At 68.6% G+C, this 15,037-nt stretch carries 8 protein-coding genes and 1 pseudogene; 5 read left to right on the top strand and 4 right to left on the bottom strand.

Annotation, left to right across the window (positions count from 1 at the left end):
• Both WKW80_RS17115 and WKW80_RS17110 read left to right on the top strand, forming a co-directional pair.
• The gene (locus WKW80_RS17115; RefSeq protein ID WP_340364763.1) at positions 1-4,533 is read left to right on the top strand and encodes a hypothetical protein; all 4,533 of its coding nucleotides are present in this window, start codon (positions 1-3) and stop codon (positions 4,531-4,533) included.
• 16 nt (positions 4,534-4,549) lie between these two features.
• Positions 4,550-6,559, top strand: coding sequence for a hypothetical protein (locus WKW80_RS17110; protein WP_340364762.1), 2,010 nt, complete (start codon positions 4,550-4,552; stop codon positions 6,557-6,559).
• 24 nt (positions 6,560-6,583) lie between these two features.
• Here WKW80_RS17110 and WKW80_RS17105 read toward each other — a convergent pair whose 3' ends face one another.
• On the bottom strand, positions 6,584-9,196 hold the full coding sequence (locus tag WKW80_RS17105) for a flavin-containing monooxygenase (RefSeq protein WP_340364761.1): 2,613 nt from the start codon (positions 9,194-9,196) through the stop codon (positions 6,584-6,586).
• 277 nt (positions 9,197-9,473) lie between these two features.
• On the opposite strand from WKW80_RS17105, the gene WKW80_RS17100 reads away from it, so the two are divergent.
• The 3 genes from WKW80_RS17100 to WKW80_RS17090 are packed head-to-tail and all read left to right on the top strand — an operon-like array spanning position 9,474 to position 11,321.
• Positions 9,474-9,713: a hypothetical protein gene (locus WKW80_RS17100; protein ID WP_340364760.1), complete on the top strand. Its 240-nt coding sequence runs from the start codon at positions 9,474-9,476 to the stop codon at positions 9,711-9,713.
• A gap of 49 nt (positions 9,714-9,762) precedes the next feature.
• Complete coding sequence (locus tag WKW80_RS17095; RefSeq protein WP_340364759.1) at positions 9,763-10,665, top strand: MbnB/TglH/ChrH family RiPP precursor modification enzyme; 903 nt, start codon at positions 9,763-9,765, stop codon at positions 10,663-10,665.
• Positions 10,662-11,321, top strand: a complete 660-nt coding sequence (locus WKW80_RS17090) for a hypothetical protein (protein ID WP_340364758.1) — start codon at positions 10,662-10,664, stop codon at positions 11,319-11,321. The genes WKW80_RS17095 and WKW80_RS17090 overlap by 4 nt, the downstream gene beginning before the upstream one ends.
• 251 nt (positions 11,322-11,572) lie before the next feature.
• Here WKW80_RS17090 and WKW80_RS17085 read toward each other — a convergent pair whose 3' ends face one another.
• The 3 genes and pseudogenes from WKW80_RS17085 to WKW80_RS17075 all read right to left on the bottom strand — a co-directional run bounded on the left by WKW80_RS17085 (position 11,573) and on the right by WKW80_RS17075 (position 15,006).
• Positions 11,573-12,484, bottom strand: coding sequence for a fumarylacetoacetate hydrolase family protein (locus tag WKW80_RS17085; protein WP_340364757.1), 912 nt, complete (start codon positions 12,482-12,484; stop codon positions 11,573-11,575).
• Between the two features lie 37 nt (positions 12,485-12,521).
• Positions 12,522-14,177 (bottom strand): annotated as a pseudogene (locus WKW80_RS17080) (bifunctional 3-(3-hydroxy-phenyl)propionate/3-hydroxycinnamic acid hydroxylase); the annotation flags it as partial.
• Positions 14,178-14,190: 13 nt separating this feature from the next.
• A complete protein-coding gene (locus WKW80_RS17075) occupies positions 14,191-15,006 on the bottom strand; it encodes a VOC family protein (RefSeq protein WP_340364756.1) in 816 nt (271 codons plus the stop codon).
• Between the last annotated feature and the right edge of the window lie 31 nt (positions 15,007-15,037).

The raw sequence follows: 15,037 nt of genomic DNA, 5'->3' as shown, positions 1-15,037 counted from the left end.
ATGGCCACCGTCGTCAAGCCCATTTCCACGGCCAACTTCTTCAGGAGCAACCTGAAGCTCGCCGCCGTGGCGCTGCCGCAGTTGCCGACCTTGATGGCCAACACGCTGTGCGCCAGCGACCGGCCGCTGGCGCTGCTGCCGGTACGGCTCGAGACGCGCTTCTTCGCGCAGCCCGACGGCAGCAGCGAACTGCGCGTGCGCATCTATCCCGACAAGATCCACCTCGACTCGCACGAGCGCGACCTGTTGCCGGGCGAGCAGCAGTGGGGCCAGCATTACTGGGAGCAGGACTGGCGCGCCGGCCCCGATGCCGTTGCGCGCGCCGATGCGTGGCGGCAGCTGGCCGATCGCTTTGGTGCCGCACGCGCCGCATGGATCGCGCGTGCGCTGGCGCCGACCAATCCGCTGCAGCGGCCGAAGGCGCTGGTGCCCGCGGCCCAGGCCTTGCCCGATGCGCCGCAATGGCCCACCGTCGATATCGTCCAGGACGGCAAGGAGGCGGCCTGGCGGCGCGCACCGCAAGCCCGCCTGCTGCCCGACCGCTGGTTCGCCGTGGTGCAGTCGGGCGGCAGACCGGTCATCGCCGTGAGCGGTGGCGACATCCCGAAGACGCTGGCGACCGGGCCCGACCCGCAAGTGCCGAAGGCCGACATCGCCGCGGACCAGATCGCCGCCGACAAGGGCATGCTGTGGATGGTCGACTTCAACGAAGCCGAGAAGGTCGGCATGGCGCTGCGCATCGCGATCCCCGCCGCGCTGCTCGCCGCGGGGCTCGACAGCCTGTTCGTGCTCGGCACCGCGTCGACCAACGCGAACGACACCGCCGCGCAGTTGGCCGCGCTGCTCGATGCCCATCACTACACCGACGGCGCCGAGTTCCTGCGCACCGGCACGCCGACCAACAACACGGCCGACCGGCGTGCCGGCTACGACCCGTCCGATGCGGGCCGTGCGCAGAGCTTCGCCACGGAGGTGATGTTCGATCCGGCGACGCTCGACGGTTCGTCGAATGCGGCGCGACTTGGCGCGGCGCTCGGCCTTCCCCCCGCGCAGGTCGCGCCCGTGCTCGGCCGCCTGCCGTTCGCGGCAGCCGCGCAGGACGCCGACATGCGCGCCATGAACAACGCCCTGTGGCCCGCTGCATGGGGCTACTTCCTCAGCAACATGGCGGGCCCCGATGGCAGCGGCCTGACGCCCGACCACATCGCCTGGGCGCGTGCGCATTTCCTGGACCACGTTCGCAGTGCCGGCCCGTTCGCCAGCCTGCGCTGCGGCCGCCAGCCCTACGGCATCCTGCCCGTGACCTCGCTCGACCAGTGGCAGCCACGCGCCGGCGAAGAGGGCGCACTGGCACGCGACACCGCGCTCCAGAACCTGCTGCGGCAACTGCGCGACGGCGCCTGGCGCCCGCAGCTCGAACAGGCCGCGCGCGTGGGCCGCCGGACGCCCCCCGACCCCGACGGCGACTTGGCCGACGTGATGCGCACCGATGCGGTTTCGAGCAGCTACAACACGCGCGGCGTGCTGGGCAGGCACTACCTTCAGCACCTGCGCGCCTTCCTCGGCGAAGACCTGCAAGGCAGCGGCTTCATTGCACAGCAGGACGCGATCGCCACGGGCTTGCTGCAGCGCCTCGGCCTGCCGTGGCGCCCGCGCCTGGCGCGTGCCGCGTATGCCGATCTGGCCTACAGGGTAGGCGCGTCGCTGGTGCAGGCCGGCGAGGTCTCGCCATGGCGCAAGCTGGAGCCGGACTTCATCGGCGCGCTGCTCGCGCAAAAGGGCATCGACGCCTTGATCGCCATGCGGCCCGACCCCGCGAACCCCGACAGCAAGCAGAGCCTGCTGCAGATCCTGCTGCGCCACGCGCTGCTGCGCGAACTGGCCCAAGCCACGGCGATGATCGCGGCCGGCTTGCCCGGCAACGACGTGGCCACCTTGCTGCGCGATCCCGAACTGGTCGACCTCGTGGGCGGCGCGGCGCCGACGTTGAGCTGGAAACGGCAACTGGCCCTCAAGGTGCCCGCCGTGACTGGCGACCGCACCATCCGCCAATTCCTTGAAAGCGCGACCGCTTTCGACACGTCCGCGCTCCAGTCGCTGGGCGCGTTCCGCGGCAGCCTCGACCGGTTGCGCACGCTCGACAGCGAGGCGCTGCAACTGCTGATGCAGGGCACGCTGGATCTTTCATCGCACCGGCTCGATGCCTGGATCACCTCGTTCGCGACCAAGCGTCTCGCGGCGATGCGCGCCGCGGCACAACAAGGCATCTATGCCGGCGGCTACGGCTGGGTCGAGAACCTGCGGCCGGCGCCACCGGGCAGCGCGGCGCCCGTCGCGCCACCGGCCGGCGAGTCGGGGCCGCTGTTCGCGTCGCCGAACGACAGCGGCTTCATCCATGCGCCGTCGATGGCGCATGCGGCCGCCGCGGCCATGCTGCGCAACGCGCACCTGGGCGCAACCGGCGTACCACTGCAGGACGGACCCTTCGCCATCGACCTCACATCGCGCCGCGTGCGCGAGGCCAGCCAGTTGCTCGAAGGCGTGCGCCAGGGCCAGCCGCTGGGCGCGCTGCTCGGCTACCGCTTCGAGCGCGGCCTGCACGAACTGCAACTCGACCGCTTCATCGCGCCGTTGCGCGACCTGGCGCCGCTCGTCGCCGGCAAGCTCGAAGCGAAGACGCAGCCGCTGGAAGCCATCGCGGCCAACAACGTCGTCGACGGCCTGGTGCTGCACAGCCGCTGGCGTACCGACGGGCGGCCCATCCACGCGCTGCTTGTGAACGCGGGCGCCAGCGACAACGAGACGCAGATGGTCGTGCAGGAACTCAACGCCCTCGGAGACGCCATCGACGGCCTGGGCGACGCCCTGACCGCCGAGGCCGCCTACCAGATGGCGCGCGGCAACACCTCGCGCATCGCCAGCACGCTGGCCGCGATCGCGCACGGCGATGCGCCCGCGCCTGAACTCGAAGTCGCCCGCATCCCGCGCAGCGGCATCGCACTCACGCACCGCCTGCTGATGCTGTGGAGCGGCACCCCGACGGCGGCCACGGGCTGGGCCGCGGCGTCGACTTCGGTACGCGCAACGGCCGAGCCGATGCTCAACGCCTGGGCCGCCAGGCTGCTCGGCGATCCGCGCAAGGTGCGCTGCACCATCGAGCGGCTCGACGACGCGAGCGGGGCCGTCGTCGAAACCCGCGTGCTGCACCTGAGCGACCTCGCGCTCGCGCCGCTCGATGTCGTGTATGGCGTCGAGACCACGGCCGGCCCGCGGCGCACCGACACGACGCCCGATGACATCGAGCAGCGCCTGCTGTATGTCGCGCGGCACGCCGCGGGCGGCTTTGCGATGCAGGCCAACCTGCGCATCCAGCATGCACGCCCGGCCAATCTCGCGGCCACCGAGCTGACGCTGCTCGACGTGCTGGAGCAGGCACGCGCCGCCAGGCGCCTGGTCGCCAATGCACGCGGCGCCGATGCCGAGGACCTGAATCCACCTGAACGCGCCAATGCCGCGACGCTCGATCTCACCGAACTGGAAGCGCGCGTCGTCAAGGCCGAGAACGCATTGAACGCCGCGCACAAGGCGCTCGACGCGCTCGTGAAGAAGGGCACCGCGAGCACTGCCGATGCCTTGCGCGTCGCGATGCTGAAGCTCGGCACCTTCGGCCTTTCGCCGGCCGTGCCCGCCATCGCGGCGGGCGACGATGTGCCCGCGCGCGCGGCGCTGCTGGCTCAGGCCGCTGCGTTGCTCAAGCAGGGCAAGCCGCGCCTCGACCAGGGCGCGACCCTGCGTGGCGTGGCCTCGTCGACCGAGGCGCGCGTCCGGCGCGATCAGCTCAACGAGCGCATGCGGGCGGTGTTCGGCGCGGCCTTCGTCGTGCTGCCGCGCTTCACCTGCGACACGGCCGCCGCAGCCGAACTCAAGGCAGCGCTCGCCGCGTCGACGGCAACGCAGGGCGGCGATGCGCTTGCCTCGCACACCTGGTTCATGCGCAGCGCCCGCGTCCGCGATCCCGTGGCGCGCATGGCCGCATGCCTGCGCGGGGCCGAGGTGCTCAACACGGGAGAACGGCTGAACCTGCGCGTGGCGCAGTTGCCATTCGCGAGCACCGAACGCTGGGTCGGCCTGCCGTGCGCACCGAACACCGACCCGCCCTCGGGCAAGCTCTCGCTCGTGCTGCAGGCGCCGGCCACGCTCGACACCGCGTTGCCCCTCTGCGGCCTTGCCGTCGACGAATGGATCGAGGTCGTGCCGAGCCGGCGCGAGACCACCGCCATCACCTTCCAGTACAACCCGCCCGACGCCTGTGCGCCGCAGAGCGTGCTGCTCGCGGTGCCGCCGGTTCCCGACCAGGCCTGGACCGTCGCGGGGCTGCACCGCGTGCTGGTCGAGACGCTGGACCTGGCCAAGCTGCGCGCCATCGATCCCGAGGCGTTGGCGGCCTCGGCGCAATACCTGCCTGCGCTCTACCTTGCCTTCAACGCGAAGGACGACGTGGTGTCGACCGACGCCGCGGCGTTCACGCGGTGAACATCGGGAGCACGCCATGCCCGTGAAGCCCAGGCCGCCAACCGCAGACGCTGCGAAGGGTGCGACGCCCAGGAAGAAGCCGGTCCTGCCGCCGGCGCCGCAGCCACCGTTGCCGCGCCTGCCCAAGCAGCCACCCGAGCCGCCCGAGCCACCGGAGCCGCCACCGCCGCGCCCGCCACCACCGCCGCGTCCGCCGCCCCCGCCACCCCAACCGCCGCCACCACCGCCGCCCACGGGGCCGACCACCGCGTCGATCACGAGCTGGACTCGCCTCGAGCCCAACTGCCGCGACGACGCCATGGCCAGCGGCGCCAGCGCGCGGATGTTCGATCCGCTGTGGCTGCTCGCGCGGCAGTGGCAGGTCGGCGAGTTCCAGGCCGAAGACGCAGGCTCGCCGGTGCTGGCGCGTGTGCGCGCGACCAGCGCGATGCTCTCGCGTTGCCATCTCGGGGCGCTGAAGCACGACACGCAGGTCCAGGCGCCGCCGTACGACCCGCTCGGTGTGCCACTGGAGGTGCATGTCGAGAGGCGCCGCATGCGCGCGGCCAACGCGAACGACGCGCGCATGCTGACGCTGGCGGTCGAGGCCGGCCTGCAGTTCCTGCGCATGCTCGAGACGCAGCCCTTGTCGAAGAGCTATCGCGCGGTCTTCATCGCGCGCTTCGCCCTGCAGGCCTTGCCGTCACCGGCGCCTGGCGCCGACCCCCTCGACGAGGGCACGTCGCGCTTCATGCAGACCATGACCGGGCGCGCCCCGGACGCACGGCGGCTGGCCGACGCTTTCCGCAACGGCGGCGCGGCGCAGGTGGTGCTCGAGGCCGCGTTGAAGATCGCCATCGCCGATCGTGCCGAGGTGCGGCAGTCAGCGCTCGAATGGCTGGCCTGGTACGACGGCCTCGCGAGCGAACCCACGAGCGCCGCCGACGATGCGTGGGAGCCGACACGGCTGGAATACGCGGTGTCGGTGGCGGCTCGCCTTTCCGACAGGCCCGAGGACGAGATCGCGCTGACCGCCGCGGAGTTCGACGACGGCCGGCTCGACTGGAGCAGCTTCGACCGCAACCTGGAGGTGCGCATGGGCACCGATGGCGATCGCATGCTGACGAGCGCGGTCGAGACCACGGTGCCCGCGCCCATCACCTTCCGCGGTGCGCCGGCCGCGCGCTTCTGGGAAATGGAAGACGCACGCATCGCCTACGGCCTGCTGCCCGTGGGCCCGACCGACCTCGCGCACCTGATGGCGATCGAATACGCGGGCAGCTACGGCAACGACTGGTTCGTCGTGCCGCTGACGCTGCCGGTGGGCTCCCTGACGCGCGTGGATTCGCTCGTCGTGACCGACACCTTCGGCGTGCGCAGCCTGCTGCGGCCGCTTGGCGATCCGGCCTTGCCGCGGCCGTTCTGGTCGATGTGGCAACTCGGCTGCCTGCGCCGCGCGGGCGAGCCCCCCATCGACGCGCCGCAGGCCAACCTGTTCTTCCTGCCGCCATCGCTGGGCCGTGTGCTGGAAGGCGCGCCGCTCGAGGACGTGCTGCTGATGCGCGACGAGATGGCCAACCTCGCCTGGGCCATCGAGCGCAGCATCGAGAGCCCCGTCGAGCAGGCGCTGCAGCGCATCGAGTACGAGACCGGAGCGGCGCCGCCTGCTGCCGCCGGCGTGGATGCGGCAGCGCGCTACGTGCTCTCATCGACCGTGCCGGCCAACTGGGTCCCGTTGCTGCCGGTGCAACTGGCCGCGGAAGGCGGCAAGGTGGTGCAGCGCCTCAAGCGAGGCGCGGTGCTGCAGCCGGATGGCTCGAAGAAGACCCACCCGGCACAGGGCAGCGTGCTCGATGCCGGCGCATCGCTGCTGCTCTACGACGAGGAAGTACCGCGCGAAGGCGCGTACGTGACGCGCGCGCGGCGCATGGCGCGCTGGACCGATGGGTCGACCTGGGTGTGGACGTCGTTCCGGCGGCAGGTCGGGCGTGGGGAAGGGTCCAGCGGGCTGCGTTTCGACCAGGCGGAGGGTGGAAGCCAGGCGTGACGTTCCCCCTGCCGACGTGGCTTTTCAAGCCGGCACGGCCAACTTGAAAAAACCACGCAACGCATCGGCCATCTCGGCGCGGACGCGCTCGCCCGATACCACCACATCGACCATCGACAGCGACGTATGCGTGTGGCCGCGCGCGGTGATCCAGCGTGTCGGCGTGCCGGCGGCGGCCAGCGCCCGGGCGTAGGCAATGCCCTCGTCGCGAAGCGGATCGAACTGGCAGGTGACGACGAACGCGGGCGGCAGGTTCGACAGATCCTCGGCGCGCAGGGGCGATGCCTTGGGATGAGGGCGATCGGCCGGGTCGGCATAGTGATCCCAGAACCACTTCATCAATGGCGCGGTCAGCACGTAGCCCTCGGCGTTCTCGACATACGAAGGGGTGTTCATGCTGCAGTCGGTCACCGGCGTCAGCAACAGTTGTCCGGCGATCGCCGGTCCCCCGTGGTCGCGCACCTGCTGGCAGGTCACGGCTGCGACGTTCGCCCCGGCACTCCAGCCGGCCACCGCCAGCGCATCGGGAATGCCGCCCAGCTCGGTGGCATGGTCAGCGACCCATCGCACCGCCGCCAGGCCATCGTCGGCCGCGGCCGGGAATCGCGCCTCGGGCGCGTGCCGGTAGTTCACCGACACGATCAATGCGTCGGAACGGTGGCACAGGTCGCGGCACAAGGGATCGTCGGAATCATGGCTTCCCAGCACCCAGCCGCCACCGTGGAAGTAGACGATCACCGGGTGCGGACCGGGGCTGCCGGGCCGGTACAGGCGGTATTGCAGCGGTCCGGCCGACCCCGGCAACGTGCCATCGACGGTCTCGCCGATCGAAGGGCCGGGCGGGCGCGCCGACGACAGCTGCTGCAGCAAGCCGCGCGCCTCGTTCACGGACAGGGAATCGAAGGTCGGCAGCTTCATGTCCGCCATCATCTTCAGCACCATCCCCACGTCGGGCTGCAGGCGCCGGACCACACCGTCCGTGCAGCGCGTGCCCTGCGCACCGCTGCGCCTGAAGCCGAGATAGTCGGACGCGGCCACCTCGTCGCAGGCGCCGCGGTAGGCATCGACGCCGCCGACATAGGGCAGGAACCCGCGCGGCTTGCCCGGCACGTTGGCACCCATGTACCAGGAGTCGGCCGTGGGGTAGAGAGTGATGTCGGCGCAGTCGTTGACGTGCGTCGCCCAGCCGGCCTCGGCGGCCTGGGTCGGCTCGATCATGGCCATGCCGTCCGCGCGCAGGCGGACCAGACAGTCGGCAATCCAGTCCACATGCTGCTCGATCGACACCATCATGTTCGACAACACCGACGGGCTGCCCGGCCCGGTGATGGTGAACAGGTTGGGAAAGCCCACCGTCATCAGGCCGAGGTAGGTGAGCGGGCCGTGCGCCCACTTCTGCTTCAGCGTGAGACCGTCGCGCCCGGCGATGTCCACCGACACGATCGCGCCGGTCATCGCGTCAAAACCGGTGGCGTAGACGATCGCATCGAAATCCATCGATTCGTCGGCGAGTGCGATACCGGTCTCGGTGATGGATTGGATTGGATGGCGCCGCAGGTCGACCAGTCGGACATGCGGCAGGTTGAAGGTGGCGTAGTAGTCGGTGTCCAGGCACGGGCGCTTGGTGCCGAAGGCGTGGTCCGTAGGGCACAGCAACTCGGCGACCTGCGGGTCCCGGACGATTTCGCGGATCTTCTCGTGCACCATGCGGGCCACGACGGCATTGGCATCCCGGAACAGGATCTGGTCGGCGAACACGCTCAGGATCGGGATCAACTCGCCCGATTGCCATGCCGCCGAGAAGCGTTCTCGATGGACTTCGCGCGTGCTGTACCGGCCATAGATCTGGGTACGCTCATTCGGCACACCGGCGCGCGACCACCTGGCTTCGTGGCGATAGCCTTCGCGATCGGCTTCGAGCGGGGCGCGGCGTTCGGGCCGCACCGGACCGTTGCCGGCCGGGATCGAGAAGTTCGGCGTGCGCTGGAACACCGTCAGCTGGCTGGCCTGGCGGGCGATGTGCGGGATCGACTGGATGCCCGAGGAGCCGGTGCCGATCACCGCGACCCGCTTGCCCGTGAAGTCCACCCCATCGTGCGGCCAGCGGCTGGTGAAGTAGACCTCGCCCTTGAATCGCTCCGCGCCCGTGATGTCGGGGGTCTTGGGCAGCGACAGGCAGCCGCTGGCCATCACGTAGAACTGGCAGGCGATGTGCTGGCCCGTGTCGGTGCGCAGGTGCCAGCGGGCAGCGGCGTCGTCCCAGCGGGCGGCCACCACCCGGGTGTCGAAGTCGATGTCGCGCCGCAGGTCGTAGCGCTCTGCCACGAACTGCGCATAACGCAGGATCTCCGGCTGGGTTGCGTACTTCTCGGACCAGACCCAGGCCTTTTCCAGTTCGGGGTCGAAGCTGTAGGTGTAGTCGGTGGTCGGTATGTCGCAGCGCGCGCCCGGGTAGCGGTTCCAGTACCAGGTGCCGCCGACGTCGCCCGCGGCCTCCAGCACCCGCACGGAGAAGCCCAGTTGCCGCAACCTGTGCAGCATGTACAGGCCTGAAAACCCGGCGCCCACGACCACCACGTCTACGTTGACGTCGATGTTGACGGCCTCGGGCGTCGAGTCGTTTGTCTCTTGCTCCATCATGCCGGTACCCCCAGGTCGATGTGCGTGCCGATGACGGCCGAACTTGCCAGCTTACTTCCGTCAGGTGACGCGCGCCAGTTGCAAGTTGATCCCCCGACAGCTGCGAGACGAGAGCCTGTTCGCGGATCAAGCCCAGATGGAGCGGAGTCATGCGGGCTCGGAAGTAAGTACTTAGTTTGGGGGTAGGCGTCTGCCTCGCGGAGGCATATAGTGGTCGCGCCGCCCATGGCAAGCGGCTCCCTTGATTCGAATAACGTTTGCGAGGAGATATTCAATGGCAACCAAGAATCCGGTCACCGTGCAACTCTCCAAGAACAACGGTTCGCCACAGGCGGTGGTGTATGTCGGACAGAAGTCCACATTGGCCGAACTGCAAGGTGCCCTGGCGGGGCTGTACACCGACAAGACTGCGCTCAAGGCGGTCGGCCTGCGCTTCTGTGGCGGTTGCAAATCGGGTCTCGACATCCTGATTCGCACACGCTACGAGGCTCAGATCGACGTCCAGGGCCTCTGAAGCGGACACGCGGTTCGCCACGCTCTGGCCGCGGATTGCTGGCGACCTCATGGAGTTTGCGCGACTGATGTCGCTGCCGGCGCTAGGCGTGGGCTTGCTGCTCAATCCTGACACGCTCGCCTCGCCGGAGGCCGAAGGCGCGTACCAGTACCTCTCGATCATCCCCGATCGCTTCTGGCTGGACGCCGGAACCGGTGCGGCCGATCGACATCGCGAACTCCGCCCGTCGGTGGCAGCCCTCGACCTGCTGGCCGAACGGGTCCCGATCATCTGCCACAGCATCGGGCTGTCGATTGGAAGCGCCAGCCTGTTCGACACAGGGCACCTGGAACAGATTGCCCGATGGCAACGTCGCTACAGGTTCGCCTGGCACAGCGACCACCTCGCGTTCTCGCGCCTGGCTGAACATGGCGTCGAGGTCAACGCGGCAGTCACGCTCCCACTCACGCGCGACGACGAATCGCTGGACCTGCTCGTGGAGCGCATTGCCGCGATCCAGTCGCAGGTGCAGGGGCCCTTCCTGCTCGAGAACAATGTCTACTTCGTCATCCCGCCGGACGAGCCCTACAGCGAGGCCGCCTTCCTGAACGAATTGTGTAGTCGCTCCGGCTGCGGATTGCTGCTCGATCTCCACAATCTCTACGTCAACGCGACCAATCACGGCTTCGCGGCCGAGGCGCTGCTCGACGAACTCGATCTGCGACAAGTGGTCGAGATTCACATCGCCGGCGGCGACGAACTCGCCGGCTTCTATACCGACTCGCACGCGGGGCCGGTCGCGAATGCGGTTTGGCCGTTGCTCGAGCGCACGCTGCGCGCTGCGCCCTGGGTGCGTGGCGTGACTTTCGAATACCACGAGTCCTATGCAGGCCTGCTCTCCAAAGGCGGTGTTGCGCGCGAGTTGCGGCGAGCGCGGGAGATCTGGGAACGCTACTGCCGAGGCGCACCATGACCCTTGCCGCATACCAGGAAGCCTTCGCGCGCATGGTTCTCTCGCCCGCGTTGTGCCTTCGCGCACGCAGCGAAGGCGAGCCGGCGTTCAGCGGGTTCGCCATGGACGCCGTGGAACGCGCGCGGTTACTGCACATCGCCCACCAGCGTGGCATGCGCATTACCTGCATCCTTGCGCGCGCCAATCGGCTGAGTTCGCTGGTCGGTGCGCTGCCGCTCAGTTGCGAGTTGCTGAAGCCCCAGCTCGCCGAACTTGTCGACCGCTATTGGGAGAACACTCCCATGGCCGACTTGCAGGCACTGCCGGCAGGCTTGGCATTCGCTCGGTATCTTGACCTGGAGATCCGGGCGGGCCGTGTCGTCAATCGATTTGCCATCGACGTGTTGCGCTACGAACGCGCATGGCTTGAACTGCAACTGTGTACCCACACCGGGAGTTCAAGGGACGGCGATGAACTGGTGCGCGAACTGGCCTTTGAATTCGATCCCAGGCCGCTGTTCGAAGCGCTCGCGTCGGGGAAGCCAGTGCCCGAAATGCTGCCAGACAGGCCGACGACGATCGATTTCGACTTCCGGAGCGATCCACCGCAGACGCGGTTCCATCATCCGGTGGTGAAGTCGCCCAATGACGCCGACCAAGTCAATGAAATGCCCTAGCGCTCGACGGCCCTGGCTGGGGCGGCGCCGGGCACGCGGGCCTCGGCATCGCGCATGTCAGCCACCTCTGCGGCGAAATCCTTCTGGTCGTACCATTCGACTCTCGCATCCTTCGGAGGCGGCCATGCCTGACGACAACGCGAAGTTCGACAAGGAAGCAATTTCCCTGATCGAGTCCCTCAAGGGCCGGCGCAAGCCTGCCAAGCGCGCTCCACGGACGGGGGCAACTGCACCAGGCGAGAAGCCGCCGGTCAAGACAACGGTCGTCTTTCGGCGAGCTGCGCGTCGCTTCTAGGCGAAGCGACTGTTGCCGATTCCTCGTGCAGGACCGGATTGCTCAGCAGTCCGACGGAAGAAATCTCGACCTCCACGACGTCCCCGGGCTCAAGCCACAACTGCGGCGTGCGCTTGACGCCCACGCCGCCCGGCGTGCCGGACACGATCACGTCGCCGGGGCTCAGCGTCATGAAGCTCGACACATAGGCGATCAGTCGCGGGATCGGAAAGATCATCTGGTCGGTTGTCGCATGCTGGACGACCTTTCCGTTGACGCGCGTCCAGAGCTCGACGACGCGGTCGTCCGGCAACTCGTCGGGCGTGACGAGGCAGGGACCAAAGCCCGCCGTGTGCGCGAAGTTCTTGCCGGGGCCGAACTGACGCGTGTGATGCTGCCAGTCGCGCACGCTGCCGTCGTTGAAGCACGAGAGGCCCGCCACATGATCCCATGCGTCGACCTCGGCGATGCGCCGGCCGCCTTTGCCGATGATGACGGCCAGCTCGCCTTCGTAGTCAAGCTGCGTCGACTCGCGTGGACGAATCAGCGGCGCACCCGATGCCTGCAGCGATTCGGGAAAGCGGAAGAAGATCGACGGATGCTCGGTCGGGTCGCGCTGCGTTTCGAGGCGGTGCTCCTCGTAGTTGTGGCCGACGCACGCAATCACCGAAGGCTGCGGGATCGGCGGCAGCAAATCGACATCGGCGCGCTGGAAGTCAGCGACCGCATCGGCGTGCGGGCTTGCGAGCTGCTGCATGCGACCGGTCGCGATCAGGGCCTTGAGGGTCGGCGCGAAACCGGCCAGCCGGGTGCCGAGGTCGACGATGCCGTTACCGCGCGCAAGCCCGTAGGAGGCACGGCCGTTGATCTGGAAGCTGATGAATTTCATGGTGGTCTTTCGATGGATGTGATGGGTGGGAATGGGGTCAGTGCTGGGCTGCCAGTCGGTGGGGTTGCGGCTCGCCGCGTCGTGCCGTGGGTGCATCGACTGGCTGCGACGTCGACGAAGTGCCTGCCTGCCCTAGCTCCTGTGGCGAGACGAGCCGGTAGGCATAGCGATCGGGCCGCACGACGAAGGCCGCGGCGCCGCAACGATCGAGCAGCGCGCCGAGTTCGCCACCCAGATCGCGGACCGTCTCGATCGAATCACTCCGGGACGTTGAAAGAAAGTCGTCGTCCTTGCGCACCAGGGCCAGTGTGCGGCCGGGCATGCCGGCAGGCAGCAGGCGGGACGCGGTGGCACGGAAGTCCGCGCTGTCGTATCCGATCACCGCGAATCCGTCGCCGAGCACTTCGTCGAGCCGCACGATGCCGCTTGCCGGATGCTCGACCAGCGGCTGGGGCAGGAGGTCGGCCACGGCCTGGCCCGGCGAAGCCACGAAGAAGCCTTCGCGAAGCTGCGGCTTCGGCTTGAAGCGCAACTGCAATACGTAGTCGCGGCACGCGGGAACGAGGCAGGCGGCGCGCAATGCGGCCTGCGCCAGCGCAGCACCGAGGATGGTCTTCGGCTGCATGAACGCGCCGATGCGCAGCGCCATGCGGATCAACGCTGCCGCGTGCGGCTTGCGCTCCTTTTCGTAGGTGTCGAGCAAGGTCTTCGGTGCGCCCCATTGCGTGACGGCTGCGAGCTTCCAGGCCAGGTTGGTCGCATCGCGAATGCCGCTGTTGAGGCCCTGACCCGCGAAGGGTGGCGTCAGGTGCGCGGCATCGCCGGCCAGCAGCACGCGGCCTTCCCGCCAGCGCGTGGCAACGCGTGCATGAAAGCCGTAGATGGCCTTGCGCACCAAAGGCAGGTTGGCATCTTCCGGAACGCGGTCGGCGATCCATGCGCGGAAGTTGCGCTCGTCCAGCACGTCTTCGTCGCGGTCGCCGGCGCGCAGCATGAACTCGTAGCGCAGCGATCCTTGCGGCCCGGGCAGGCGAATGGCGGGTCGGCGCGGATCGCAATAGGTGCGCGTGTGGCGCAGCGCCAGCGTGCGCTCGGCGAGGTCGACGATGAGCCAGCGCTCGGGATAGGTTTCACCGTCGAGCTTGATGCCGCACATCTCGCGCACCGCGCTGCGTCCCCCGTCGCATGCGATCACCCACGGTGCCGTCACGATCCGATTGGCTCCGTTTGCATCGCGCACCGTGCAGCGCACGGCATTGCTGTCCTGTTCGAAGGACAGCAGTTCATGGCCGAAGCGCACACCGACATGATTGAAGCGCGCCAGGCCTTCGAACAGCGTGCGCACGAGCAGTGGCTGGCGAAATGCGTTGCGCTTGGCATAGCCGTATTCCTGCCGTGTTGGCTGGATGCTGGCAAGCGGTTTGCCGTTCCATGCGAAGTACTGCACGCCGTAGCCCTGCACCACGTCTTCGAGCACACGGTCGACCAGGCCCGTCGCCTGCAGGGTGCGAAGGCTTTCGTCGTCGAGCGTGACCGCGCGGGGTTCGGCCTCGAGCTTGGCGTTGCGCTCGATGGCGATGGTGCGCACGCCTTGCACGCCGAGCAGATTGGCCAGCGTGAGGCCGACCGGGCCGGCGCCGACGATGATGACGTCGGTCGATTCGATGATGTCGTTCATGTCAGTCTCCTTTCTTCTTGTGCATGCGTCAGCTGCGCATCAGGGCCACGCCCCATTGGTTCAGGGTTTGCGGCCGGTGTGGCCAGATGCCGATGGGCCGGTCGGGTGCGCAGGTCTCGAGGTCCGATGAAACTTCGGCCAGGTTGCCGTCCGGGTCCTTCACCATCAGGAAGGTGTCATTGCCCGGCCCGTGCCGGCCAATGCCCCACGCGAGATCCACGCCCACGCTGGCCATGTGGTCGGCCCATTGCCGCAACGCCTGCCAGCCCGGCGCCTCGCACGAGAAGTGGTCGAAGCGGACCTGCGCCGACCTGAAGATCGCCATCGAATGGTGTTCGGCATCGGTGCGCAGGAAGATCGCGGTGGGTTCGCCGTTGTCGTCGAGCACGCGGTCCGATTCGACGAAGCCGAGTTGCGCGGCATAGAAATCGGCGAGGCGGGCGGGAGAGGGTGAGCGAACGCCGAAGTGCTGCAGCCTGGCGGGGAGCAGGGTGCTGGTCATGGGCGTGCCTGCATCGGCGGGTGCCAGGAATGTGATGCGCCTTCCTTCGGGATCGCGCACCGTGTAGGCGTCCTGTTCCTGCTCGCTGGTTTCGACGGCACGCGAGGCCAGTGCGGCGCGATGCGCGTCGAAGCCTGCGCGATCGTGGAACCTGAAGCTTGCGCGCTGCAGCCGGCCGCTTTCGCCGGGCACCAGGCGCAGGCTGCGACCGGCGGCCGAGCAGGCGACGCCTGCATCGTGGTGCGCAGGGTTCAGCTGAAAGGTCGCCGCGTAGAACGAGGCCGAGGCCTGCGGATTGGTGGCGGTGATCTCGAGTTCGAAGAGCGATGCGCCGAGTTCCATGATGTTCTCCTTGAGCAAATGGGTGGGTGGG

Source organism: Variovorax humicola (assembly GCF_037889915.1).
Taxonomy (GTDB): domain Bacteria; phylum Pseudomonadota; class Gammaproteobacteria; order Burkholderiales; family Burkholderiaceae_C; genus Variovorax; species Variovorax humicola.
The sequence above is the reverse complement of the archived record's forward strand: the minus strand, read 5'-3'. Positions and strand labels throughout refer to the sequence as shown.

Coding starts and splice junctions, on each gene's coding strand:
- WKW80_RS17115 (WP_340364763.1), top strand. CDS start 1: ATGGCCACCGTCGTCAAGCCCATTTCCACGGCCAACTTCTTCAGGAGC.
- WKW80_RS17110 (WP_340364762.1), top strand. CDS start 4,550: ATGCCCGTGAAGCCCAGGCCGCCAACCGCAGACGCTGCGAAGGGTGCG.
- WKW80_RS17105 (WP_340364761.1), bottom strand. CDS start 9,196: ATGGAGCAAGAGACAAACGACTCGACGCCCGAGGCCGTCAACATCGAC.
- WKW80_RS17100 (WP_340364760.1), top strand. CDS start 9,474: ATGGCAACCAAGAATCCGGTCACCGTGCAACTCTCCAAGAACAACGGT.
- WKW80_RS17095 (WP_340364759.1), top strand. CDS start 9,763: ATGGAGTTTGCGCGACTGATGTCGCTGCCGGCGCTAGGCGTGGGCTTG.
- WKW80_RS17090 (WP_340364758.1), top strand. CDS start 10,662: ATGACCCTTGCCGCATACCAGGAAGCCTTCGCGCGCATGGTTCTCTCG.
- WKW80_RS17085 (WP_340364757.1), bottom strand. CDS start 12,484: ATGAAATTCATCAGCTTCCAGATCAACGGCCGTGCCTCCTACGGGCTT.
- WKW80_RS17075 (WP_340364756.1), bottom strand. CDS start 15,006: ATGGAACTCGGCGCATCGCTCTTCGAACTCGAGATCACCGCCACCAAT.